Annotated in this window: 24 protein-coding genes; 17 read left to right on the top strand and 7 right to left on the bottom strand. The window is 59.6% G+C overall.

Going from position 1 to position 24,440, the window contains the following annotated elements; all coding sequences use genetic code 11:
• Positions 1–23: 23 nt before the first annotated feature.
• Entirely contained in the window at positions 24–1,196 is a 1,173-nt protein-coding gene (locus KVG87_RS11340; protein ID WP_217850742.1) for a patatin-like phospholipase family protein, read from the bottom strand.
• A gap of 34 nt (positions 1,197–1,230) precedes the next feature.
• Positions 1,231–2,163: a lipid A biosynthesis lauroyl acyltransferase gene (locus tag KVG87_RS11335; RefSeq protein ID WP_076566784.1), complete on the bottom strand. Its 933-nt coding sequence runs from the start codon at positions 2,161–2,163 to the stop codon at positions 1,231–1,233.
• Positions 2,164–2,280: 117 nt separating this feature from the next.
• Here KVG87_RS11335 and minC point away from each other — a divergent pair, with 117 nt between their 5' ends.
• The 9 genes from minC (at position 2,281) to KVG87_RS11290 (ending at position 11,172) form a co-directional block, all read left to right on the top strand.
• A complete protein-coding gene (gene minC, locus KVG87_RS11330; RefSeq protein ID WP_041479318.1) occupies positions 2,281–3,018 on the top strand; it encodes a septum site-determining protein MinC in 738 nt (245 codons plus the stop codon).
• 169 nt (positions 3,019–3,187) lie between these two features.
• On the top strand, positions 3,188–4,000 hold the full coding sequence (minD, locus tag KVG87_RS11325; protein ID WP_007913953.1) for a septum site-determining protein MinD: 813 nt from the start codon (positions 3,188–3,190) through the stop codon (positions 3,998–4,000).
• Positions 4,000–4,254 carry a cell division topological specificity factor MinE gene (gene minE, locus KVG87_RS11320; RefSeq protein ID WP_003223146.1) on the top strand — a complete coding sequence of 85 codons (255 nt, stop codon included), beginning with the start codon at positions 4,000–4,002 and terminating at the stop codon, positions 4,252–4,254. Before minD ends, minE begins: the two co-directional genes overlap by 1 nt.
• Positions 4,255–4,344: 90 nt before the next feature.
• On the top strand, positions 4,345–4,980 hold the full coding sequence (locus KVG87_RS11315; protein ID WP_217850740.1) for an RluA family pseudouridine synthase: 636 nt from the start codon (positions 4,345–4,347) through the stop codon (positions 4,978–4,980).
• A 152-nt stretch (positions 4,981–5,132) separates the two neighbouring features.
• On the top strand, positions 5,133–5,975 hold the full coding sequence (locus KVG87_RS11310) for a protein kinase family protein (protein ID WP_217850738.1): 843 nt from the start codon (positions 5,133–5,135) through the stop codon (positions 5,973–5,975).
• 94 nt (positions 5,976–6,069) lie between these two features.
• Entirely contained in the window at positions 6,070–7,164 is a 1,095-nt protein-coding gene (locus KVG87_RS11305; protein WP_217850736.1) for a hypothetical protein, read from the top strand.
• 78 nt (positions 7,165–7,242) lie between these two features.
• Complete coding sequence (locus KVG87_RS11300; RefSeq protein WP_016773748.1) at positions 7,243–8,532, top strand: M18 family aminopeptidase; 1,290 nt, start codon at positions 7,243–7,245, stop codon at positions 8,530–8,532.
• Positions 8,533–8,764: 232 nt separating this feature from the next.
• Positions 8,765–8,941: a hypothetical protein gene (locus tag KVG87_RS11295; protein ID WP_016773747.1), complete on the top strand. Its 177-nt coding sequence runs from the start codon at positions 8,765–8,767 to the stop codon at positions 8,939–8,941.
• Positions 8,942–9,015: 74 nt separating this feature from the next.
• Positions 9,016–11,172, top strand: coding sequence for a mechanosensitive ion channel family protein (locus KVG87_RS11290; RefSeq protein WP_217850733.1), 2,157 nt, complete (start codon positions 9,016–9,018; stop codon positions 11,170–11,172).
• 47 nt (positions 11,173–11,219) lie between these two features.
• Here the strand turns inward: KVG87_RS11290 and KVG87_RS11285 are convergent, their stop codons facing one another.
• The 3 genes from KVG87_RS11285 to KVG87_RS11275 are packed head-to-tail and all read right to left on the bottom strand — an operon-like array spanning position 11,220 to position 12,690.
• Positions 11,220–11,474, bottom strand: a complete 255-nt coding sequence (locus KVG87_RS11285; RefSeq protein WP_217850731.1) for a bacteriocin immunity protein — start codon at positions 11,472–11,474, stop codon at positions 11,220–11,222.
• A complete protein-coding gene (locus KVG87_RS11280) occupies positions 11,474–12,247 on the bottom strand; it encodes a pyocin-S2/colicin E7-DNase domain-containing protein (protein WP_217850730.1) in 774 nt (257 codons plus the stop codon). The genes KVG87_RS11285 and KVG87_RS11280 overlap by 1 nt, the downstream gene beginning before the upstream one ends.
• Positions 12,248–12,255: 8 nt before the next feature.
• Positions 12,256–12,690 (bottom strand): hypothetical protein, encoded by a 435-nt coding sequence (locus KVG87_RS11275; protein WP_217850729.1) that lies wholly within the window; start codon positions 12,688–12,690, stop codon positions 12,256–12,258.
• A gap of 305 nt (positions 12,691–12,995) precedes the next feature.
• Between KVG87_RS11275 and KVG87_RS11270 the strand changes: the two genes are divergently transcribed.
• Positions 12,996–14,330, top strand: coding sequence for an amidohydrolase (locus KVG87_RS11270; RefSeq protein ID WP_217850728.1), 1,335 nt, complete (start codon positions 12,996–12,998; stop codon positions 14,328–14,330).
• 209 nt (positions 14,331–14,539) lie between these two features.
• On the opposite strand, the gene phnR is transcribed toward KVG87_RS11270, so the two are convergent.
• Complete coding sequence (gene phnR, locus KVG87_RS11265; RefSeq protein ID WP_016773745.1) at positions 14,540–15,253, bottom strand: phosphonate utilization transcriptional regulator PhnR; 714 nt, start codon at positions 15,251–15,253, stop codon at positions 14,540–14,542.
• A gap of 351 nt (positions 15,254–15,604) precedes the next feature.
• Between phnR and KVG87_RS11260 the strand changes: the two genes are divergently transcribed.
• From KVG87_RS11260 to KVG87_RS11235, 6 genes are all read left to right on the top strand, one after another.
• A complete protein-coding gene (locus tag KVG87_RS11260; RefSeq protein ID WP_217850727.1) occupies positions 15,605–16,672 on the top strand; it encodes an ABC transporter substrate-binding protein in 1,068 nt (355 codons plus the stop codon).
• A 182-nt stretch (positions 16,673–16,854) separates the two neighbouring features.
• Positions 16,855–17,661: an alkaline phosphatase family protein gene (locus KVG87_RS11255; RefSeq protein WP_217850726.1), complete on the top strand. Its 807-nt coding sequence runs from the start codon at positions 16,855–16,857 to the stop codon at positions 17,659–17,661.
• A gap of 5 nt (positions 17,662–17,666) precedes the next feature.
• Positions 17,667–18,503: an ABC transporter permease gene (locus KVG87_RS11250; protein ID WP_161984092.1), complete on the top strand. Its 837-nt coding sequence runs from the start codon at positions 17,667–17,669 to the stop codon at positions 18,501–18,503.
• The gene (locus KVG87_RS11245) at positions 18,490–19,290 is read left to right on the top strand and encodes an ABC transporter permease (RefSeq protein ID WP_016773742.1); all 801 of its coding nucleotides are present in this window, start codon (positions 18,490–18,492) and stop codon (positions 19,288–19,290) included. The genes KVG87_RS11250 and KVG87_RS11245 overlap by 14 nt, the downstream gene beginning before the upstream one ends.
• Positions 19,287–20,276 carry an ABC transporter ATP-binding protein gene (locus KVG87_RS11240; RefSeq protein WP_095180778.1) on the top strand — a complete coding sequence of 330 codons (990 nt, stop codon included), beginning with the start codon at positions 19,287–19,289 and terminating at the stop codon, positions 20,274–20,276. Before KVG87_RS11245 ends, KVG87_RS11240 begins: the two co-directional genes overlap by 4 nt.
• A 112-nt stretch (positions 20,277–20,388) precedes the next feature.
• Positions 20,389–21,042, top strand: coding sequence for an HAD family hydrolase (locus tag KVG87_RS11235; RefSeq protein WP_016773740.1), 654 nt, complete (start codon positions 20,389–20,391; stop codon positions 21,040–21,042).
• 111 nt (positions 21,043–21,153) lie between these two features.
• Here KVG87_RS11235 and KVG87_RS11230 read toward each other — a convergent pair whose 3' ends face one another.
• Positions 21,154–22,116, bottom strand: coding sequence for a zinc-binding dehydrogenase (locus tag KVG87_RS11230; protein WP_217850725.1), 963 nt, complete (start codon positions 22,114–22,116; stop codon positions 21,154–21,156).
• A gap of 138 nt (positions 22,117–22,254) precedes the next feature.
• Between KVG87_RS11230 and KVG87_RS11225 the strand changes: the two genes are divergently transcribed.
• Positions 22,255–24,339 carry a carboxy terminal-processing peptidase gene (locus tag KVG87_RS11225; RefSeq protein ID WP_177434207.1) on the top strand — a complete coding sequence of 695 codons (2,085 nt, stop codon included), beginning with the start codon at positions 22,255–22,257 and terminating at the stop codon, positions 24,337–24,339.
• Positions 24,340–24,440 lie beyond the last annotated feature (101 nt).

The following is a 24,440-nucleotide window of genomic DNA, read 5'->3' as shown; positions in this document are numbered from 1 at the left end:
TCGCGAAGGCCTCACCGCAGATTTCAGGCGGGAGCTACTGCTTCAGATATCCGCAAAAACCGGCAAAGCTCCTCGCGCTTGGCCAACGCATCCCGCCGCCCCAACTCGATCAACTCGCTGCAATACCCCGCCTCGAACAGCAGATAACTGAGCACCCCCGCCCCGCTCGTCTTCGTCGCCCCCGGCCCGCGCAGAAACAGGCGCAACGCCGCCGGTAACTCCTGGCGATGCCGCGCGGCGATTTCGTCGATCGGCTGACTCGGCGCAATCACCAGCACCTCCACCGGCGCCACACCCAGCGCGCGGGTCGGCGTGCCGGCCGGGAGCAAATGACTGAACTGATTCAGACGCTGCAGCAGCTCGATATCGCTCTCCAGACTGTCGATAAACGTGCTGTTGAGCATGTGCCCGCCGATCTGCGCCAGCGTCGGTTGCTGGCCGCTGTAAGCGCGCTCCAGCGGCTGCTGCGGATCGACGCCGCGCGGGTTGCCGCTGACGCCCACCACCAGCACGCGACTGGCACCCAGATGCAGCGCCGGGCTGATCGGCGCCGACTGGCGCACTGCGCCATCACCGAAATATTCCTCACCGATTTTCACCGGCGCGAACAGCAGTGGAATCGCCGAACTGGCCAACAGGTGATCGACCGACAACTGCGTCGGCACGCCAATGCGGCGGTGCCGCAGCCAGGCGTCGATGGTGCCGCCGCCCTGATAGAACGTCACCGCTTGCCCCGATTCGTAGCCGAACGCGGTCACCGCCACCGCATGCAATTGCTTGCGCGCGATGGATTCGACGATGCCGGGCAAGTGCAGTTTTTCCTCGAGCAGTTCGCGCAGCGGCGAACTGTTGAGCAGCGCCACCGGCATCTGCCGACCGAGGCCGAGCAGGCTGTGGCTGACGAAGCGGCTGGCTTGATGGATCACGCCCGGCCAGTCGCTGCGCAGCACGCGGTGGCTGCGAAAGCCCTGCCAGAACTGGGTCAGGCGTTCGATGGCGGCGCGAAAGTCCGTGGCGCCACTGGCCAGGCTGACCGCATTGATCGCCCCGGCCGAGGTGCCGACGATCACCGGAAACGGATTGTCCGCGCCCACCGGCAGCAACTCGGCAATCGCCGCCAGCACCCCGACCTGATAAGCCGCCCGAGCCCCGCCGCCGGAAAGAATCAAACCTGTAACCGGTTCAGCAGGACTCATCGCAACACTCCACGGTGCTTGTCAGATCGGCTAATCAACGACGCTTGGGATAAAGCTTCGGCTCGCCCGGTGGGCGACTCTTGAAGCGCCGATGCGCCCACAGATACTGCTCGGGGCAGGCACGCAAAGCACTCTCGACCCACTGATTGATGCGGATGCAATCGGCCTCCTCGGTCTCGCCGGGGAAATCTTCCAGCGGCGGATGAATCACCAAGCGGTAACCACTGCCGTCGGCCAGACGTTCCTGAGTGAACGGCACCACCAGCGCTTTGCCCAGCCGTGCAAACTTGGTCGTCGCAGTGACGGTGGCGGCCTGAATGCCGAACAGCGGCACGAAGATGCTCTGCTTGGCGCCGTAATCCTGATCCGGCGCATACCAGATCGCCCGGCCCGAGCGCAGCAGTTTGAGCATGCCGCGTACGTCATCGCGCTCCACCGCCAGCGAATCCAGATTGTGCCGCTCGCGGCCACGGCGCTGGACGAAGTCGAACAAGGGATTTTTGTGTTCGCGGTACATGCCGTCGATGGTGTGCTGCTGGCCGAGCAGCGCCGCGCCGATTTCCAGGGTGGTGAAATGCGCGGCCATGAGAATCACGCCTTTGCCTTCGCGCTGGGCCTTCTGCAGATGTTCAAGGCCTTCGACGTGGGCCAGTTTCGCCAGACGCTCGCGCGACCACCACCAGCTCATCGCCATTTCGAAGAAGGCGATGCCGGTGGAGGCGAAGTTTTCTTTGAGCAGGCGTTTGCGCTCGGCGGCGGATTTTTCCGGGAAGCACAATTCCAGATTGCGCCGGGCGATGGTTCGCCGGTCGCTGGCGACGCGATACATCAACGCGCCCAAAACTCGACCGATGGTCAGCAGCGCCGGATACGGCAACTGCACGATCAGCCACAAAAGCCCCAGGCCGCACCAGAGCGGCCAGAAGCGCGGAGCAAGATATGCTTTTCGAAAACGCGGGCGATCCATTAAAGCTTCCGTAAATACAGTGGCCGCGCATTCTACATCGTTCGACCCGGCTTGCGGCTCGCGGGCGTTCTCGTTATAAGTCTCGGCACTTTTAGTGACAAGCCGTTGTATGCCGACATGAGCCAAACCGACCCGTTAGACCAAGATCCCGTATTCCAGCTCAAGGGCAGCATGCTGGCCATCACTGTGCTGGAACTGGCCCGTAACGACCTCGAAAGCCTCGATCGGCAATTGGCCGCCAAAGTCGCCCAAGCGCCGAATTTTTTCAGCAATGCACCGCTGGTCCTGGCGCTGGACAAACTGCCGCCGAACCAGGGCGCGGTTGACCTGCCGGGGCTGATGCGCGTCTGCCGTCAGCACGGCCTGCGTACCCTGGCCATTCGCGCCAGCCGCATCGAAGACATCGCCGCCGCCATCGCCATCGACATCCCCGTGCTACCGCCCTCCGGTGCCCGCGAGCGTCCGCTGGAGACGCCGGAAGCCGAAGTCAAAAAGAAGCCGGAAAAGCCGCCTGAGCCGACCGTCAAACCGACCCGCGTAATCACCACGCCAGTACGTGGTGGCCAACAGATATATGCCCAGGGTGGCGATCTGGTCGTGGTCTCTTCGGTCAGTCCGGGGGCGGAACTTCTCGCCGATGGCAACATCCATGTATACGGCCCGATGCGCGGCCGTGCGCTGGCCGGCGTCAAAGGTGACACCAAGGCACGGATTTTCTGTCAGCAATTGAGCGCTGAACTGATCTCCATCGCCGGTCATTACAAGGTCTCCGAGGATTTGCGTCGTGATCCGATGTGGGGCTCGGGCGTCCAGGTCAGCCTGTCAGGCGACGTGTTGAACATCATTCGGCTTTAACGGATACTGCCGCATTTTCCAAGCATCTCTAAAACGTAGCGAAAACGGCTCAAACGAAGTAGGAAAAAGGCCCAAAGCCAAATTCCAGCCAAGGCTGTCCGACTGCAGTAGTTTTCAAGAGATGTTTTTCAGGGGCTGAACAGTCCTTCTTCCTTAGGGGTGAAACACCTTGGCCAAGATTCTCGTGGTTACATCCGGCAAGGGTGGTGTGGGTAAGACCACCACCAGCGCCGCTATCGGTACCGGTCTCGCTCTGCGCGGCCACAAAACAGTGATCGTCGACTTCGACGTGGGCTTGCGTAACCTCGACCTGATCATGGGTTGCGAGCGCCGCGTAGTGTATGACTTCGTCAACGTGGTAAACGGCGAAGCCAACCTGCAACAGGCACTGATCAAAGACAAGCGCCTGGAAAACCTCTACGTACTGGCGGCCAGCCAGACCCGCGACAAAGACGCGCTGACCGTCGAAGGCGTGGAAAAAGTCCTGATGGAGCTCAAGGAACAATTCGAGTTCGTCGTCTGCGATTCCCCGGCGGGCATCGAGAAAGGTGCGCACCTGGCCATGTACTTCGCTGACGAAGCGATCGTCGTGACCAACCCGGAAGTCTCCTCGGTACGTGACTCGGACCGCATGCTCGGCCTGCTGGCGAGCAAATCGCGCCGCGCCGAACGTGGCGAAGACCCGATCAAGGAACACCTGCTGATCACCCGCTACCACCCGGAGCGTGTCGAGAAGGGCGAGATGCTTGGCGTTGAAGACGTCAAGGAGATCCTCTCGGTGACCCTGCTCGGCGTCATCCCGGAATCCCAGGCGGTGCTCAAGGCTTCCAACCAGGGCGTGCCGGTGATTCTCGACGACCAGAGCGATGCCGGTCAGGCTTACAGCGATACCGTCGACCGCCTGCTGGGCAAAGAAAAAGCCCACCGATTCCTCGATGTCGAGAAGAAGGGATTCTTCGAGCGCCTGTTTGGAGGTAGGTAATGAACCTTTTTGACTTCTTTCGTGCCAACAAAAAGCCAAGTACCGCCTCGGTAGCGAAAGAGCGTCTACAGATCATCGTGGCGCATGAGCGCGGCCAGCGCAGCACGCCGGATTACCTGCCAGCCTTGCAGAAGGAACTGGTCGACGTGATCCGCAAGTACGTCAACATCGGCAACGACGACGTACATGTTGCACTGGAAAGCCAGGGCAGTTGCTCGATTCTGGAACTCAACATCACCCTGCCCGATCGCTGAGTCGATCCGGAAGGTATGACGGCGGTTCAGGGCCATTCCCCGGTGGAATGGTCCTGAACCGCCGTTGGCATTTGTTACGAGGCTGTTTTAATGCCGCTGTCCAACATCCGCATCATCCATCAGGACGCCGCCGTACTGGTGGTCGACAAACCGACCCTGCTGCTCTCGGTGCCCGGCCGCGCAGACGACAACAAGGATTGTCTGATCACCCGCCTGCAGGAAAACGGCTACCCGGAAGCGCGCATCGTTCATCGCCTGGACTGGGAAACCTCCGGGATCATCCTGCTGGCCCGTGACGCCGACACTCATCGCGAACTGTCGCGGCAGTTTCACGACCGCGAAACCGAAAAGGCCTACACCGCTTTGGCTTGGGGTCAACCGGAGCTGGACAGCGGCAGCATCGATCTGCCCCTGCGCTACGATCCGCCGACGAAGCCGCGACACGTGGTCGATCACGAATTCGGCAAGCATGCGCTGACCTTCTGGAAGGTGCTTGAGCGTTGCGGAGAATGGTGCCGCGTCGAACTGACACCGATTACCGGTCGCTCCCATCAACTGCGCGTACACATGTTGTCGATCGGCCATCCGTTGCTCGGTGACGGACTCTACGCCCACGAGCAAGCGCTGGCGGCCTGGCCGCGTCTGTGCCTGCACGCGAGCATGCTCAGCTTCACTCATCCGCAAACCGGCGAACGCCTGCGCTTCGAGTGCCCGGCGCCATTCTGAAATGCGTGAATACTTTGAAAGCCCTTCCTTGCGAAGGGCTTTTTTTGTCCTGCCAGAATTCCACCGGCAATAGATTGACGTAAAGAACTGTCATAAAATTGTAATCAAATATAAAATCATGGCACTTCGATATCAGGCAGGAGGCCTCTTCCGTGTTCTGCAGCAAAACACTTCAATCCGAATACCCCATCGTGTGCGCATTCGGTAACACGACCCTGCACCTGAGCGAAGCACCCAGCATCCAGGCACGCCAAGCCCTGGAGCAGCTCATTAAAAAACGCCGCGCGCACAAACTGACCCGGGCCAGCGCACCGTTATCGTCCTGTGAAACACCACTATTTGCCAAGGTCCAGCCATTGGACACGTTCAAGGCAAAGGTGCGGGTGAGCCTGAACAAACCGCAACGCAACGGGCGCTTCGACTGGCCTCTCGAAGAGCTGATGAATTCCCTCGAAGCTCAGCGCCGGGGCGTGGAGATGCCTCCACTGAAGGGCTATGGCTATACCCGCAGCAGACTCGGCCTGACCGAGGAGTTCTTCCTGCTGACTCACCTGCTCGAAGGCCATATTGATGGGGCCGAGTGCATCAGACGCAATCCCGAAAACATCGAAGCCTTTATCCTCGACGCGTTTCAACTGCTCAGCTCGCTCGCCAGCAAGAACATCACTCACATGGATTTCTGGGTGGGCAACATCATGGTGCCCGAGCAAACGCAAAGGCCGCTCAAAGCCATCGACTTTGAAAACTGCTTCGCAGGCCCGACCGCGCACGCAAGTGAAACACTCGGTTTTCAACTCGGCTTCTTCTATCGTCGGGATATCTACAAATTCATCACCGAAGCCGCCTACGATCGCCTGGTAGATCAATACCTCAGTGCACTGCCTGGCTTATCGAGAGACAGGTTCGAGGCTGTCTATCAGTTGAGCAAACATGAATACGTCGGTCGCAAGCAACGCCGTGAAGTCTTCCTCTCTGGCAGATTGATCACCGGTTGACGCCCACCCCGGCAACACTTTGAAGCAAGTGCCCGGCCTGCAAATCAGCGGAGCAATACGGTAAACTCGCGCCCCCCGCCGTATGGAGCCGCTTATGCGCGAAGCCTTCCCCCCCATGGAAAAAGTACCGCACCAGCTGCTCTACCTGATCTATGGCGACAAAGACGTTTATCGGCGCGAGGCGAAATTCAGCATCCTCACCGCCCTGGCACAGCTGCAGCCAGGTGAATCATTGTGCATACGAGTGCTGACCGATCGTCCGCAGGACTATGCCGGCTGGCCGGTCGATGCCGTCCCTTTGAGCGAGCAGACCCTGATCCAGTGGCAGGGCGAGAACGGCTACCACCACCGCCGCAAAGCGTGCGCCATTGCGCTGGGCCTGACACTCGCCGAAAAAACCCTGTTCGTCGATACCGACACGCTGTTTCTCGATTCGCCGCACCGGCTGTTCAGCATGATCACGCCCGGCCGTTACGTGATGGACCGCTTCGAATATGACTGGAGTTACGTCTGTAACCGGGCGGACTACGAAAAACTCGCGCGCTGCCTGCAAGTCCACGGGATCTCGTCGACGAACAGCTTCAAGCTCTACAACAGCGGCTTGTGCGGCATCACCGATGGCGATTCAGCGCTGCTGGACAAGTCGATCCGGCTGATCGATGAGTGGACGCAGGACCCGTTCGACATCCATACGATCGAACAGATTGCACTGTCGTTTGCCATGCGCGACCAGCCGATCCAGGAAGCGAAGAAATTCGTCTATCACTACTTCGCCGACAAAAACTTCTTCCACGCCATGCAAAAACATTTTTTCGCCCGCTACGGCGAAGCCTTCCACCCCGAATTGCCAGCGCTGTGCACCGAGGTTCCGCGCAGCAAACCCGTCCCCTCGACCTGGGACCGTCTGCGCATCAAGTGGAAACTGCGCAAAAAGCGCGGCGGCATGAAGAAAGTCGGTCGGGCATTGCTGTTCGGCAGTGCTGCACCTGCCCATCCGTATTACGAGATCTGCCGTCACGAATGGTGGGAATCGGCGTCACGGGAAATCCTGCGTTGGGACAGCGTCACGCAAAAGGCCTTCTTCGGCAGCGGCAAGGGCTGGCCGAAGCACCTGCCGAAACCCGCCAGAAAGGATGATCAACAAGCCATCATCGCCTACCTGCGCAAGCGCATCGATCAGCACTCCTGAGCGTGCTTGCGCAAACCACTTGCCCAATGGCGCCGAGTGATGCGTTAAACTGCCGCCCATTGCTGTCTGGAGTTTCTTATGCGCGCAGAGTTGAACCAGGGCCTGATCGACTTTCTCAAGGCCTCCCCTACCCCGTTCCACGCCACCGCCAGCCTCGTTCAGCGTCTGGAGGCCGCCGGTTATGTACGCCTCGACGAGCGCGAGCCATGGTCCACCGAGGCCAACGGCCGCTATTACGTCACCCGTAACGACTCCTCGATCGTCGCGATCAAAATGGGCCGCAACTCGCCACTGCATGACGGTATCCGTCTGGTCGGCGCTCACACCGACAGCCCGTGTCTGCGGGTCAAGCCGCAACCGGAACTGCAACGTCAGGGCTTCTGGCAACTGGGCGTCGAAGTCTACGGCGGCGCGCTGCTGGCGCCGTGGTTCGACCGCGATCTGTCGCTCGCCGGCCGCGTGACCTTCCGCCGTGACGGCAAGGTCGAGAGTCAGTTGATCGACTTCAAGGCACCCATCGCGATCATTCCCAATCTGGCCATTCACCTCAACCGTGAAGCCAACCAGGGCTGGGCGATCAACGCGCAGACCGAACTGCCGCCGATCCTGGCGCAATTTGCCGGTGACGAGCGCGTCGATTTCCGCGCCGTGCTCACCGACCAACTGGCCCGCGAACACGGTTTGAACGCCGATGTGGTGCTGGATTACGAGCTGAGTTTCTACGACACGCAAAGCGCGGCGGTGATCGGCCTGAACGGCGACTTCATTGCCGGTGCGCGTCTGGACAACCTGCTGTCGTGCTACGCCGGCCTGCAAGCGTTGCTCACCGCCGAAACCGACGAGACCTGCGTGCTGGTCTGTAACGACCACGAAGAAGTCGGCTCGTGCTCGGCGTGCGGTGCCGATGGCCCGATGCTTGAACAGACTCTGCGCCGCCTGCTGCCGGAAGGCGACGAGTTCGTCCGCACGATTCAGAAATCCCTGCTGGTCTCCGCCGACAACGCCCACGGCGTGCATCCCAACTATGCAGACAAGCACGACGCCAATCACGGCCCGAAACTCAACGCCGGCCCGGTGATCAAGGTCAACAGCAACCAGCGCTACGCCACCAATAGCGAAACTGCCGGTTTCTTCCGCCATCTGTGCATGGCCGAAGAAGTCCCGGTGCAAAGCTTCGTGGTGCGCAGCGACATGGGCTGCGGCTCGACCATCGGCCCGATCACCGCCAGCCATCTGGGCGTGCGCACCGTCGACATCGGCCTGCCGACCTTTGCCATGCACTCGATTCGCGAACTGTGCGGCAGCCATGACCTGGCGCATCTGGTCAAAGTGCTCAGTGCGTTCTATGCCAGCCGTGAATTGCCGTAACGGCTGACAAACTTCGCGAGCAGGCTCGCTCCCACAATTGAACTGCATTTTATTGTGGGAGCCAGTCATCTCCCCTTGGAATGCAAATCAACCTGTGGGAGCGAGCCTGCTCGCGAAAGCGCCTGTGCAGACAGCAGAATCCTCCCGGCCTGATGCATTCCTGAGCCACATCACACCCCGCCTCGAAAACCCGCCTAGACTGCAAGCATCCCCCATAGACAAGGCAGTCTCCATGATCTCGATGTCCTCCTTCCACGCCATGCTCATTCCCATCCTCAGCGGAATGATCCTGCTGGCCATCGGCTTCAACTTCCGCGACAAGAACGCCGGGGTGTTCGCCATGTGGATCGGTATGCTGATGATCCTCGCCACGGTGGTCTACAAGATCCTCGCCAAACTGAACGAATGACCGAGCCCGGCTCGCATTGCGCCAGAGGGCCTCGTACACTCCAGCGCATTCGCCTATTCCGAGGTTGTCCCCTGGTGTTTGCTCGTCTTTTTGCTTTGCCCGGTCTGCTGCTTGTCTGCCTGATGACGCTGCTGCCGCTGGCGCCCGCCCAAGCGGTCGGTCTGCCCGGCCTGCTCAACACTTCCAAGCCGCAGCCTGAAGCCGTGGAACCCCTCGGTCAGTCACTGGACGAAGTGATCAAGTCGCTGGAAAACGACAAGCAACGCGCGCAGTTGCTCAGCGATCTGAAGAAGCTGCGCGACGCTACGAAGAAAGCTCAAGCCACCCCGGAAGAAGGCGTGCTGGGCCTGATCGGCGGCACCCTCGCCAGCTTCGAAAAACAGTTTTCCGGCGCCGACAGCCCGCTCACCCGCTGGTCCAACGAATTCGATCTGGCCAAGGACGAACTGACCAGCAAGCTGCTGCCGGCCAATGAATGGCTGCCGATCATCTTCGGTTTCGCGGTGATCCTGATGGTCTGGAGCCTGCTCGCCGCCGCGCTGATCTGGCTCAGCCACCGCGTGCGTCTGCGCTTCGGCCTCACCGAAGAACTGCCGCAACACCCCAAGGCCCTCGACATGCTGCGCTTTGCCCTGCGCAAGCTCGGGCCGTGGCTGATCGCGTTGGTGATGACGGTGTACACGAGCTACGTGCTGCCGTCTTCGCTGGGCAAAATCCTTGCGATGGTGCTGGCCTATGCCTTGGTGGTCGGCACCTGTTTCTCGGCGATCTGCGTGATCGCCTTCTCCCTGCTCGACGGCCCGCATCGCCATCGCGCGCTGTACATCCTGCGCCATCAGGCGTTTCGGCCGCTGTGGCTGATCGGCAGCTTCGCCGCGTTCGGTGAAGCGCTGAGCGATCCGCGCCTGGTCGAGAGCCTGGGCGTACATCTGGCGCACACCGCCGCGACCACGGCCAATGTGCTCGCGGCGCTGTCGACCGGCCTGTTCATTCTGCGATTCCGCCGACCGATTGCGCACCTGATCCGCAACCAACCGCTGTCGCGGCGCCTGACCCGCCGCGCCCTCAGCGATACCATCGAAATCCTCGGCACTTTCTGGTACGTGCCGGCACTGGTGCTGGTCGGCATCTCGCTGTTCGCCACCTTCGTCTCCGCCGGCGACACCAGCACCGCCCTGCGGCAGTCGCTGATCTGCACGGTGCTGCTGGTGTTGTGCATGGTGATCAACGGCCTCGTGCGCCGCCATTCGCTGAAACCGCAACGCGGGCCGAAACGCCATGCGCTGTACTCGGAGCGCCTGAAAAACTTCTTCTATACCCTGACGCATTTGCTGGTATGGCTGATCTTCATCGAGCTTGGCCTGCGCGTGTGGGGCCATTCGCTGATCGCGTTCGCCGAAGGCGATGGCCATGACATCAGCGTCAAACTGTTCAGCCTGATCGGCACGCTGATTTTCTCCTGGCTGATCTGGATCCTCGCCGACACCGCCGTGCACCACGCCCTCACCCGCTCGCGCAAAGGCCTGGCGAATGCACGGGCGCAGACGATGATGCCGCTGATCCGCAACGTGCTGTTCGTGGCGATTTTCATCATCGCGCTGATCGTCGCGTTGGCCAACATGGGCATGAACGTCACGCCGCTGCTAGCCGGTGCCGGCGTGATCGGTCTGGCCATCGGCTTTGGTGCGCAGTCGCTCGTCGCTGACTTGATCACCGGCCTGTTCATCATCATCGAAGACTCGCTGGCCATCGACGACTACGTCGACGTTGGCGGCCACCTCGGCACTGTCGAAGGTCTGACCATCCGCACCGTGCGCCTGCGCGACATCGACGGCATCGTCCACACCATCCCGTTCAGCGAAATCAAAAGCATCAAGAACTACTCGCGGGAATTCGGCTACGCGATCTTCCGCGTCGCCGTGCCGTACAACATGGAAATCGACGACGCGATCAAACTGATGCGCGACGTCGGCCAGAAGATGCGCAGCGATCCGTTGCAGCGCCGCAATATTTGGTCGCCGCTGGAGATTCAGGGTGTGGAAAGTTTCGAGTCCGGCAGCGCGATCCTCCGCGCACGGTTCAAGACGGCGCCGATCAAACAGTGGGAGGTTTCCCGGGCGTTCAATTTGTCGCTGAAGCGGCAACTGGATGAGGCGGGGCTGGATCTGGCGACGCCAAGGATGAGTGTGCAGGTGATTACGCCTGGGGTGGAAATCAAAAAGGAAAGCTGAACAGAGATGGCCCCCTATTGGCAGGTAATACCAATAGGGGGCTAGTTTTATCGGGCTTTGAAACCAGGTTTTCCTTCGGCGGCCCGCCACCTTTTGACTTCCGCCACAATATTTTCCGGACCGCTTTTCCCCGATTCTGGGTAGTAGATCAAATCGGAACCCGCTGGATGTTCGCTCAGTCGTTCAAACTCCATTACAGCTGAGGTTTGCCCCTTCTCAGTCGCGTAATCCGATTGGTATATCTTTTGTACAAAATGCAAGAATTGCTCTTCGGACATATCATTGATCATTAATTTTTTCATTACTCGCCTCCCTTATGAACTGCCAAATGCTGTTTCGGAGTTAGCAACCGCAGGTTGTCAATATCGTACAACTGCCCACCATCCGATAACGATGAGACGTGGTGCAACTCAAACTTCACTCGTTTACCAACCCGATCGCCCGCTTTCACATACGGTGATCGGCCTTTGCTCATTGCACTGAGACTACCTGGATCAAACGACATCGCCAGTTCCGCATCAGCGGCCACCGCTTTCCAGAAAGTCTCCCTGAATGCCCTGAAATCCTTGAAATTCTTGCCTCGCAATTGATCTGCAATTTTTGAGGGAATTGCCGCCCCCTCACCTTGCGCAGCCGCCTCCAGCCATCCACCGTCAACCGGCGCTCCATGACCACTGGCCACCCCTGGATCATTGCGTCGATCCCGGAACATGACGTACTGCGGTGGCAGGCCCGATTCCGACGGGAAGACCAGAATGAAGTCGTCGAAACGAATGCTGCCCCGCCCTGGGTGAGCGTCGATCCGTCCGTCAATCGGCACGAGATTGCCGCCGATATATCGCGGTGGGGACGGATTCTCGATGGGGAATAGCGTTGAACTGTCTGCCGGCGTTACTGTGGGTGTCCAGACCGCGGTTGTCGGCGGGATGTCAGTGAGGGTCGCGCTGTAAGTGTTGTTCCCTGCGTTGAAACCAGCTGCAACCACGCGAACGCCGGAAGGCCGTTTTGTCCCCGCTACCGGAACGACAAGCAGTTCGGCGAGAGAGCCCGTCAGCGGCCGGGCGCTCAAACGCACCGGCAGATTCAGTCGTGCTCTTTCGCTTGCCAGCTTGCCCAGATCAGGCAGTTGACCGGGCAGCAGATCTGCCAGTGGGAGGCTGAGCAGAAAGCGTTCATGTGGCCGAAACGTTCGATGGCCACGTCCTTGGCCACCAAAAGCGCACCAAACTTCCTGGCGATCAGGGAATCCCTGAATCGCATCTCCCGCGCCAGCGCATCCAAAGGCGGCAATACACTTTGATCGCCTGCTGCCCGCACTTCTGCCAATTCATGTTCGATGACTTGAGCAATATTTCTGGAAGTATCTTTGTAGATACTTTCCATATCGAGTATTTCACCCAATGGCGCAAAGTTAATGCCTGGTCCCGAACCGTCCCCTGCACCTAAATAATGTAAATATTCATCTTGTTTATCCGGACGCACAACAATCGGCGGAAGCGTTATTCCATTACGCTGCATTTATAAGTCCTCCATGGACAATAATTTTTGTCGCACTGACCCGTTACCCTCAAACAGCCAATAAAGCGACCGGCACCTGGAGAAATTTATGGAAGTGAATGTTGTGCGGTGCGGTACATAGTTATCGCCGGCCTTTTATCTGTCACGCCGGACGGAACTGATAAAGCGGTAGGAGTTTTCGCTGATAACTTATGCTCAAACGTAAATCTGTCGGAGCGCATAGCGCTTTCCTGACTCGATCGCACTTGCGTGCAAAGCCTTTGTCACAGGCAAGGAAGCCAACAACAATAATCAAGGAGAAGCCCATGCAACTGACGCGTATTGCCCAGACCCTTTTGCTCACCCTGGTCGCCAGCCACGGCAGTGCCGCGACGATGGACAGCGCCCGCACGCGCATCGCCGAGCAGGCGCAGAAGCTCGAACCGGAGCTGCTGGAAACCCGCCGCGACCTTCACGCTCATCCAGAACTTGGCAACACTGAAAAACGCACCGCTGAACTGGTCGCCAAACAGTTGCGAGCCATGGGCCTGGAAGTGAAAACCGGCGTCGCGCGCACCGGCGTGGTCGCCATTCTCAAAGGCGCCCTGCCCGGCCCGACCGTGGCCCTGCGCGCCGACATGGACGCGCTGCCGGTCAAGGAAGTCTCCGACTTGCCGTTCGCTTCGAAAGCCAAAGGCACGTATCTGGACAAGGAAGTCGACGTCATGCACGCCTGCGGCCACGACGCCCACACCGCCATCCTGCTCAGCGCAGCGAAAATTCTGACGGGCATGCGCGACACCCTGCCCGGCACCGTCGTCTTCTACTTCCAGCCCGCCGAAGAAGGCCCGAGCGACTTCATTCCCGACGGCAAAAACACCTGGGGCGCGAAGATGATGGTCGAGGAAGGCGTAATGAAATCGCCGAAACCAGACGCGGTGTTCGGGCTGCACGTCTGGGCCGGCGTCCCCGCCGGCCAGATCGCCTACCGCCCCGGCCCGACCCTGGCCAGCTCCGACGACCTGCGCATCAAGATCCATGGCAAACAAACTCACGCCGGCCGCCCCTGGGACGGCATCGACCCGATCACCGTCGGCGCGCAAACCATCGTCGGCCTGCAAACCGTGGTCAGCCGCCGCACCGACATTTCCTCTTACCCATCAGTGGTCAGCATCGGCACCATCAACGGCGGCACCCGCTACAACATCATCCCCGAATCGCTCGACATGACCGGCACTATCCGCTCCTACGACTACGGCATCCGCCAGAAACTGCACAGCGACGTGCGCCAGACAGTCGAGAAAATCGCCGAAAGCGGCGGCGCCAAAGCCGACGTCACCATCATCGAAAAATACGACCCGACCATTAACAACCCGGCACTGACCGAGAAAATGCTGCCGACGTTGAAGTGGGCGGCCAAGGATGACGTGGTGCAGGGACCGCTGGTGGGTGGGGCGGAAGATTTCTCGTTCTTCGCCAAGGAAGCGCCGGGACTGTTTGTGTTTCTTGGAGTGACCCCGAGGGACCAGGACATGAGCAAAGCCGCGCCGAATCACAATCCGGGGTTCTTTGTGGATGAGTCGGCGCTGGTGGTTGGGGTGAGGACACTGGCGTCGTTGGCGACGGATTATCTGTATGGGAATGCGAGGGTGGGCAAGTAGAGAGGGGTTGACTGTGGGGGCGCTTTCGCGAGCAGGCTCGCTCCCACAGAACAGCAAAATCAAAATCAAAAGATCGTCCGATCGCGGCCCGAGCCTTCGGCAGCTCACACACGATGAGCGTTAGCTCAAGTTCCGCTTTTGATCCTGGAGCCCGTCGGCAGGCTGAGCGCAGGTATTTATCCGAGGGTGGGAGCGCAGCGACCAGAAGGTCAAACCACATCAACCCCTACATGAATCGCATCATGCCGCCAAAACTCCAGATCACAATCGATCAACCGCCCATGCTGATCATAATTGACCCGAGCAATCCTCAATCCCGGACTCCCCACCGACACCCGTAAAGCCGCCGCCGCATCGACAGATAAGGACGTAGGCACGATCTCAAACCGCACCCGCCCATAGTGCAAATCGAAATGCCGCGCATACAACTCAGTGATCGACTGATTCAAATCAAACTCGAGGATCCCCGGAAAAAACTGCGGATTCAGATAGTGCTCCACATACAACACCAGTCGCCCATCAATGCGCCGCGAGCGGCAAATCTGGATCACGCTCGACAACGCCGGCAACTGCAACCACGCACACACCGCCGCCGAAGCCGGCTGTAACCGCGCCGAAATCACCTCGGTCGAAGGTTCCCGCCCCTGCGCACTGACCATGGCGTGAAAGTGACTGCGCTGCATCAGGTTGTACGCCAGACGCGGCGGCGACACGAACCAGCCGCGCCGCTCCTCACGGTAAATCTGCCCCTGCGCCTCAAGCTGCAACAGCGCTTCACGCACAGTGATCCGCGTCGTCCCGAACAACTCGCTCAGCTTGCGTTCAGCGGGCAACTTGCTCCCGGCCGCCAGCAAACCGTGATCGATTTGCTCCTGCAGCACCTGGCCAATCGCTGTCACCGCTTTCGTTGCCTCATCGCGCATCAACGTTACCTATCTGGACTAGACCAGCACTGTTTCGGGGCAAATCCGAACGCCGATCAAAGCGCCTTCGTATGTTGCAAGCCTAGGCAGTGCAGATGACCGACAGATGACAAAACTACCGAACGGTCGCTTTCACGGCTTGCAATACATCGGCCAAGTCCCCTGCCCTACGGGCCTTTGGGTATGGTCTACGCTGATCTGGCACCTTCCTGACAATGGTTGATAAAAGATCAGCCACGCGGCCATCGACATCAAAATGTCATCCAGCCGACCTAAATTGGCTCAGGTATTGCTGACCTAGACCAACACCAACCGCAATCGCAGCGTTGAACACGACCAAGGAGCTTCGGAATGAAACAGCTTTTCCTGGCAACACTGTTAGGCTCGACCATCGCTATGTGCAGCGCCGCCATGGCTGCCGACACCGATCTGAAAACCCTCGAAGCCGCTGCGAAAGCGGAAGGCGCCGTCAACAGCGTCGGTATGCCCGATGACTGGGCCAACTGGAAAGGCACCTGGGAAGACCTGGCCAAGAAATACGGCCTGAAACACATCGACACCGACATGAGCTCGGCCCAGGAAATCGCCAAATTCGCTGCTGAAAAAGACAACGCCACCGCCGACATCGGCGACGTCGGTGCCGCCTTCGGCCCGATCGCGGTCAAGCAAGGCGTGGTGCAACCCTACAAGCCAAGCACCTGGGATCAGGTGCCGGACTGGGCCAAGGACAAGGACGGCAACTGGGCACTGGCCTACACCGGCACCATCGCCTTCATCGTCAACAAGAAGCTGCTGCACGGCTCCGACGTACCGACCAAATGGGCTGACCTGAAAACCGGCAAATACAAGGTTTCCATCGGTGACGTGAGCACCGCTGCTCAGGCCGCCAACGGTGTTCTCGCCGCGGCTCTGGCCAATGGCGGTGACGAGAAAAACATCAAGCCTGCGCTGCTGTTATTCGCCGACCTCGCCAAACAGGGTCGTCTGTCGATGGCCAACCCGACTATCGCCACCATGGAAAAAGGCGAGATCGAAGTCGGCGTGGTCTGGGACTTCAATGGCCTCAGCTACAAAGCCAAGATGGCCAACCCGGATGATTACGTAGTGCTGATTCCATCCGACGGCTCGGTGATTTCCGGCTACACCACGATCATCAACAAGTACGCGAAAAACCCCAACGCCGCCAAGCTGACCCGCGAATACATCTTCAGCGACGCCGGCCAGACCAACCTCGCCCGCGGCAACGCCCGGCCGATCCGCGCCGAACACCTGCAACTGCCGGAAGACGTGAAGGCCAAGCTGCTGCCGAACGAGCAATACAAAAACGTTACGCCAGTCAAGGACGCCGACGCGTGGGAAAAGACCTCCAAAGCCCTGCCGCAGCAGTGGAACGAGGAAGTCATCGTAGAGATGAAGTAATCCTGTGATCCCCCTGTTCGGGATCCGCTGAAGATCCGAATGTGGGAGCGAGCCTGCTCGCGATAGCGGTCGAACATTCAACGACGATGTTGGTTGATCCACCGTTATCGCGAGCAGGCTCACTCCTACAAGGGGATCTCGGCTGGATCTGAAATTTCCTGTTTCGCGGAGTTCTTGCCCCTATGAAGCACAACGTCATCCTTGTCGTGCTCGACGGCCTCAACTACGAGGTTGCGTGCCACGCCATGGGGCATCTGCAGGCTTATGTTGGCGCAGGACGCGCGGCGCTCTATCAACTGGAGTGCGAATTGCCCGCCCTGTCCCGACCACTTTACGAATGCATTCTCACCGGCGTGCCACCGATCGACAGCGGCATCGTTCACAACAATGTCTCGCGCTTGTCCAACCAGCGCAGCATCTATCACTACGCCCGTGATGCCGGATTGAAAACCGCCGCTGCGGCGTATCACTGGGTCAGCGAGTTGTATAACCGCTCACCGTTCGTGGCTGCGCGCGACCGCCACACCGACGATCCGACATTGCCGATCCAGCACGGGCATTTCTACTGGAACGACCATTATCCGGATTCGCACCTGTTCGCCGACGCGGAGAACCTGCGCCTGCGTCATGCGCCGGATTTCCTCCTGATCCACCCGATGAATATCGACGACGCCGGGCACAAGCACGGCCTCGACAGCGCGCAATACCGCAACAGCGCGCGCTCGGCTGACGTCATCCTCGCCGACTATCTGCAGAGCTGGCTCGACGCTGGTTACCAGGTGCTGGTGACCGCCGACCACGGCATGAACAACGATCGTTCGCACAACGGCCTGCTGGCGGAAGAACGTCAGGTGCCGCTGTTCGTCCTCGGCGAGGCGTTCAGCCTCAACCCTGACGCCACACCAACGCAGACCGAGATCTGCGGCACGGTCTGCGAACTGCTCGGCGTACCCCACGACAAACCTGTGTGCCGGGAGCTGCTCAAGTGAATGCCATGAATCGCGGCAAATGGCTCGCGGCGCTGTGTCTGGTGCCTTTCGCGCTGTTCTTTATCGTCTTCGAAATCGCCCCACTGGTCTGGGTGATGATCAACAGCCTGCAATCGGAAGAGTCTGGCTGGGGCCTGGCCAACTTCAGCAAGATCTTCGGTTCGAAGTTCTATCGGCAGGCAATCCAGTACAGCCTGGAGATCAGTTTCTGGTCGAGCGTATTCGGCATCATCATCGCCGTGCTTGGTGCGTATTCACTACGCCGCGTCGATTCGAAGCTGCGCAACTTCGTGAATGCCTTCGCCAACATGACCAGCAATTTTGCCGGCGTGCCGCTGGCGTTCGCGTTCATCATCCTGCTCGGTTTCAACGGCAGCATCACCATCATGCTCAAGCAGTCAGGGATCATTCAGGACTTCAACCTGTATTCGAAAACCGGCCTGATCATCCTCTACACCTACTTCCAGATTCCCCTCGGCGTGCTCCTGCTCTACCCGGCTTTCGACGCTCTGCGGGAAGACTGGCGCGAGTCCGCCGCACTGCTCGGCGCCAACGGCTGGCAGTTCTGGCGGCACATCGGCCTGCCAGTATTGACCCCGGCGTTGCTCGGTACTTTCGTCATCCTGCTGGCCAACGCCCTCGGCGCCTACGCCACGGTTTATGCGCTGACCACCGGCAACTTCAACGTTCTGCCGATCCGTATTGCGGCGATGGTCTCCGGCGACATTTCCCTTGACCCGAACCTGGCCAGCGCCCTGGCCGTGGTGCTCGTGGCGCTGATGACCATTGTCACCGTCGTGCATCAATTGCTGTTGAAGAGGAGCTACCATGTCTCGCGCTGAATCCGGCCCGGCCGGCCTCTACCACCGCGTCGTGGTTTATCTGCTGTTCGCCATTCTGCTGTTGCCGCTGCTGGGCACGCTGGTCTATTCGATCGCCAGCAGTTGGTCGGCAACGATTCTGCCCAGCGGCTTCACCTTCAAGTGGTACATCCAGCTGTGGAGCGATCCGCGCTTTCTGCATGCATTCGGTCAGTCGCTGATCGTCTGTGTCGGCGCGCTGGTGTTATCGGTGGTGCTGATCCTGCCGCTGCTGTTTGTCGTGCATTACTACTTTCCGAAACTCGATGCGCTGATGAACATCCTCATCCTGCTGCCCTTCGCGGTGCCGCCGGTGGTGTCCTCGGTGGGGCTGCTGCAGCTATACGGTTCCGGGCCGATGGCGATGGTCGGTACGCCATGGATTCTGATCGGCTGCTACTTCACCGTGGCGCTGCCGTTCATGTACCGCGCGATCACCAACAACCTGCAAGCGATCAACCTGCGCGACCTGATGGACGCCGCGCAACTGCTTGGCGCCAGCACTTTTCAAGCGGCGTTTCTGGTGGTGCTGCCGAATCTGCGCAAAGGCCTGATGGTGGCGCTGCTACTGTCGTTCTCGTTCCTCTTCGGTGAATTCGTGTTCGCCAACATCCTCGTCGGCACCCGCTACGAAACCCTGCAGGTGTACCTGAACAACATGCGCAACAGCAGCGGCCACTTCACCAGTGCGCTGGTCATTTCGTATTTCTTTTTCGTGCTGGTCCTGACCTGGATCGCCAACATCTTGAACAAGGACAAAAGCGAATGAGCTACGTCAGCGTCCAACACCTGCAGAAGAGTTATGCCGGCACCACGGTATTCAGCGACATCGATTGCGAGATCAACAAAGGTGAGTTCGTCACCCTGCTCGGCCCGTCCGGGTGCGGCAAGTCGACTTTGCTGCGTTGCATCGCCGGGCTGACCCCGGTGGATGGCGGCAAGATTTTGCTCGATGGCGTCGACATCGTGCCGTTGAGTCCGCAGAAACGCGGTATCGGCATGGTCTTTCAGAGCTACGCGCTGTTCCCCAACATGACCGTCGAACAGAACGTCGCCTTCGGCCTGCGCATGCAAAAGGTCAACGCCGATGACAGCCACAAGCGCGTCTCTGAAGTGTTGAAGCTGGTTGAACTGCACGACTTCGCCAGCCGCTATCCGCATCAACTGTCCGGTGGTCAGTGCCAGCGTGTCGCCCTCGCCCGGTCGCTAGTGACCCGCCCGCGCTTGTTGCTGCTCGATGAGCCGCTGTCGGCGCTCGACGCACGGATTCGCAAACACCTGCGCGAGCAGATCCGTCAGATCCAGCGCGAACTCGGCCTGACCACGATCTTCGTCACTCACGATCAGGAAGAAGCGCTGACCATGTCGGACCGGATTTTCCTGATGAATCAGGGCAAGATCGTCCAGAGCGGCGACGCCGAAACCCTCTACACCGCGCCGGTCGATGTATTCGCCGCCGGCTTCATCGGCAACTACAACCTGCTCGATGCCGATGCCGCCTCAAAGCTGTTGCAACGGCCGGTCAACCACCGCATCGCCATCCGCCCGGAGGCCATCGAACTGAGCCTTGACGGCGAACTCGATGCGCAGATCCGCAGTCACAGCCTGCTCGGCAACGTCATTCGCTATCGCGTCGAAGCGCGCGGGGTGGAACTGGTGGTCGACGTACTCAACCGCTCCGCCGCCGATCTGCATCCCGACGGACAACGCCTGGCACTTTCCATCGATCCGACCGCCCTGTGCGAAGTAGCATAAAAGCAGCTGCAAGCTTCGAGCTACAAGCTTCAAGTTGTAGACTGCGGTGCACCTGATTTTAATTCTTGCAGCTATTAGCTCGTAGCTTGCAGCTGTTCTCGGAGAGAACCCGATGGCTTTGGCAATTTTTGATCTGGACGAAACGTTGATCCATGGCGACTGCTCCTCGCTATGGAGTGAGCAGATGGTCCGCCTTGGCTGGGTCGATGGCGAGTCGTTCATGCAGCGCGACAAGGAACTGATGGATGCCTACGGCCGCGGACATCTGGCGATGGAAGACTATATGGCCTTCAGTCTCGAACCATTGATAGGCCGCACCCCTGAGGAAATCGAGCACTTGGTTGGCCCGTGGGTGGAAGATTTCATCGAGCCGATCATCTTCAGCGACGCGACCAAAACCATCGCCGCCCACCGCAAGGCCGGTGACCGGATTCTGGTGATCTCGGCATCCGGTGCGCACCTGGTTCGCCCGATCGCCGATCGTCTGGGCATCGACGAGATATTGGCCATCGAACTGGAAGTCGCCCATGGCGTGTACAGCGGCAACACCGTCGGCACCCTGACTTACCGCGAAGGCAAGATCACCCGCCTGCTGGAATGGCTGGATGCCGAAGAAGAAAACCTCGAGGGCGCGAGTTTTTATTCCGATTCGCGCAACGATTTGCCGTTGTTGCTTAAGGTGGACTTCCCGCATGTGGTCAATCCGGATCCTGTGCTGCTAGAGCACGCAGAAAAAGCCGGCTGGCCGATCCACCTCTGGAAATGACGAAGATCTAATGTAGGAGTGAGCCTGCTCGCGATGGCGGTGTTCCAGTCAACATTGATGTTGGCTGACACGCCGCATCGCGAGCAGGCTCACTCCTACAGGAACCTGTTGTCAGCTAAGACTGTCGTCAATCACCAACACCAACTTGCCCGCCACCGTATTGCTCGCCAGTTCGGCAAACGCTGCTTCGGCATCCTTCACCGCAAACGCTCTGGCCAATTGCGGACGCAAGCGGCCCTCGGCAAACAGCGGCCACACATGCTGGCCCAGATCACTGAGCAGATCGGCCTTGAATTGATCGCTACGGCTGCGCAACGTCGAACCGAGCAGTTGCACACGCTTGGCCAACACCTGCGCCAGATCCAGTGTCGCGTCGCGCCCGCCCATCAGACCGATCAGCACCCAACGTCCGTCCAGCGCCATCAGCTTGAGGTTCAGCGCCGCATAATTGCCGCCCACCGGGTCGAGAATCACATCGAACGGCCCGAAGTCGCGCAGGCTTTCAATTTCATCGGTGCGCACCACGCCGCCCTGCGCACCCAATGCTTCGCAGTAAGCCAGGCGTTCGGCGGAACCGACGCTGACCCAGCAAGGGTTACCGAAGGCCTTGCACAGCTGAATGGCGGCTGAACCGATTCCACTTGCGCCGGCGTGCAGGAGAATTTTCTCACCGGGTTTCAGCGCTGCAAGTTGAAACACATTCAGCCAAACGGTGGCGTACACCTCGGGCAATGCCGCCGCCTCGATCAGCGAAACACCTTCAGGCACCGGCAGCACGTGCCGTCCGTCGACGACCACCTCTTCAGCCATGCCGCCCCCGGCCAGCAAGGCGCAGACCCGGTCGCCGACCTGCCAGGACGAACCCGCACCGACTTCGCTGATCACCCCGGAGCACTCAAGACCGAGCACTTGGCTGGCCCCGGGTGGCGGCGGATAAAGCCCTGCTTTCTGTAATAAATCGGCGCGATTGAGGCCGGCTGCCGCCACCCGGATGCGGACTTGTCCTACATCGCACGTCGGACTCGGCTCTTCAACCCATGCCACTTGACCTTCAACGCCTTGCAATGCCTTCACACTGCCTCCATAGTGAGTCTGGACTGAGCCCGAAGCTGTAGCGCCGGGCTTTTTGCATTATGCGACCGGCTCTCAAAGAACCGGCGACTTCAAAGACGGCCTAATATGCGTTATCAATTGTCCCCGCGTCGAATCAGCATGAAGCATCTGCTCCCCAGCACCGCCCTCGCTCTTTTCATCGGTATCGGTCTGTTGCCGGTGTCGGGCACCACATTCGCAGCCAACAGCTGGGACAAGTTGCAGCCTGATCGCGATGAAGTCATCGCCAGCCTGAACGTCGTCGAGTTGCTCAAGCGTCACCACTACAGCAAGCCGCCGCTCGATGATGCGCGCTCGGTGATCATCTACGACAGCTACATCAAGCTGCTCGACCCGTCGCGCAGCTATTTCATGGCCAGCGATATCGCCGAATTCGACAAGTGGAAGACGCAGTTCGACGACTTCCTCAAAAGCGGCGACCTCAACGCCGGGTTCACCATCTACAAGCGCTATCTGGACCGCGTCAAGGCGCGTCTGGACTTCGCCCTTGCCGAGCTGAACAAAGGCGTCGACAAGATGGACTTCAACACCAAGGAGACCTTGCTGATCGATCGCAAGGACGCGCCTTGGCTCAAGTCCACCGCGGAACTCGACGACCTGTGGCGCAAACGCGTCAAGGACGAAGTGCTGCGCCAGAAGATCGCCGGCAAAGACCCGAAGCAGATCCAGGAAACCCTGACCAAGCGCTACAAGAATCAGCTGGCGCGCCTCGACCAGACCCGCGCCGAAGACATTTTCCAGGCGTACATCAACACCTTCGCCATGTCCTACGACCCGCACACCAACTATCTGTCGCCGGATAACGCGGAAAACTTCGACATCAACATGAGCCTGTCCCTCGAGGGCATTGGCGCCGTATTGCAGAGCGACAACGATCAAGTGAAAGTCGTGCGTCTGGTGCCGGCAGGCCCCGCGGACAAGACCAAGCAGGTCGCTCCGGCGGACAAGATCATCGGCGTTGCCCAAGGCAACAAGGAAATGGTCGACGTGGTCGGCTGGCGTCTGGACGAAGTGGTCAAATTGATTCGCGGTCCGAAAGGCACCGTGGTGCGCCTGGAAGTCATTCCGGCGAGCAATGCGCCGAACGACCAGACCACCAAGATCGTGCCGATCACCCGTGAAGCGGTGAAGCTCGAAGACCAGGCCGTGAAGAAGTCGATTCTCAGCCTGAAACAGGACGGCAAGGACTACAAACTCGGCGTGATCGAGATCCCGGCCTTCTACCTCGACTTCAAGGCCTTCCGTGCCGGTGACCCGGATTACAAGAGCACCACCCGCGACGTCAAGAAGCTGCTCACCGAGCTGCAGAAGGACAAAGTCGACGGCGTGGTCATCGACCTGCGCAACAACGGCGGCGGCTCCCTGCAGGAAGCCACCGAACTGACCAGCCTGTTTATCGACAAAGGTCCGACCGTGCTGGTGCGTAATGCAGATGGCCGTGTCGACGTCCTCGAAGATGAAAACCCGGGCGCGTTCTACAAAGGCCCGATGGCGCTGCTGGTCAACCGCCTGTCCGCCTCGGCCTCGGAGATCTTCGCCGGCGCCATGCAGGACTACCATCGTGCATTGATCATCGGCGGCCAGACTTTCGGCAAAGGCACTGTGCAGACCATTCAGCCGCTGAACCATGGCGAACTGAAACTGACCCTGGCCAAGTTTTATCGTGTCTCTGGGCAGAGCACCCAGCATCAGGGCGTGCTGCCGGACATCGACTACCCGTCGCTGATCGACACCAAGGAAATCGGTGAAAGCGCCCTGCCGGAAGCCATGCCGTGGGACACCATTCGCGCAGCGATCAAGCCGGCGGCCGATCCGTTCAAGCCGTTCCTCGCCCAGTTGAAGTCCGAACATGACTCGCGCACCAACAAGGATGCCGAGTTCGTGTTCATCCGCGACAAGCTGGCCCTGGCGCAGAAACTGATGGAAGAAAAAACCGTCAGCCTCAACGAAGCCGATCGTCGTGCCCAGCACGCCGACATCGACGCCAAGCAGCTGGCGATGGAGAACATCCGTCGCAAGGCCAAAGGCGAAGAACCGCTCAAAGAGCTGAAGAAAGAAGACGAAGACGCACTGGCCGCTGCCGAGCCGGACAAGGTCAAACCAGAAGACGATGCCTACCTGAGCGAAACCGGGCGCGTGCTGCTGGATTACCTGAAACTGAGCAATCAGGTGGCCAAGAAGTAAGTGATGGCAATTTAGTGCTGACGATCCCCGGATCGTCATCAAACAGTCATCATTCTGTCGTGCAATAAAGGACCGGGAGCAAGCGCTCCCGGTCCTTTTTT

This window comes from Pseudomonas siliginis (assembly GCF_019145195.1).
Classification (GTDB): domain Bacteria; phylum Pseudomonadota; class Gammaproteobacteria; order Pseudomonadales; family Pseudomonadaceae; genus Aquipseudomonas; species Aquipseudomonas siliginis.
This window is presented reverse-complemented; position numbering and strand designations above follow the sequence as displayed.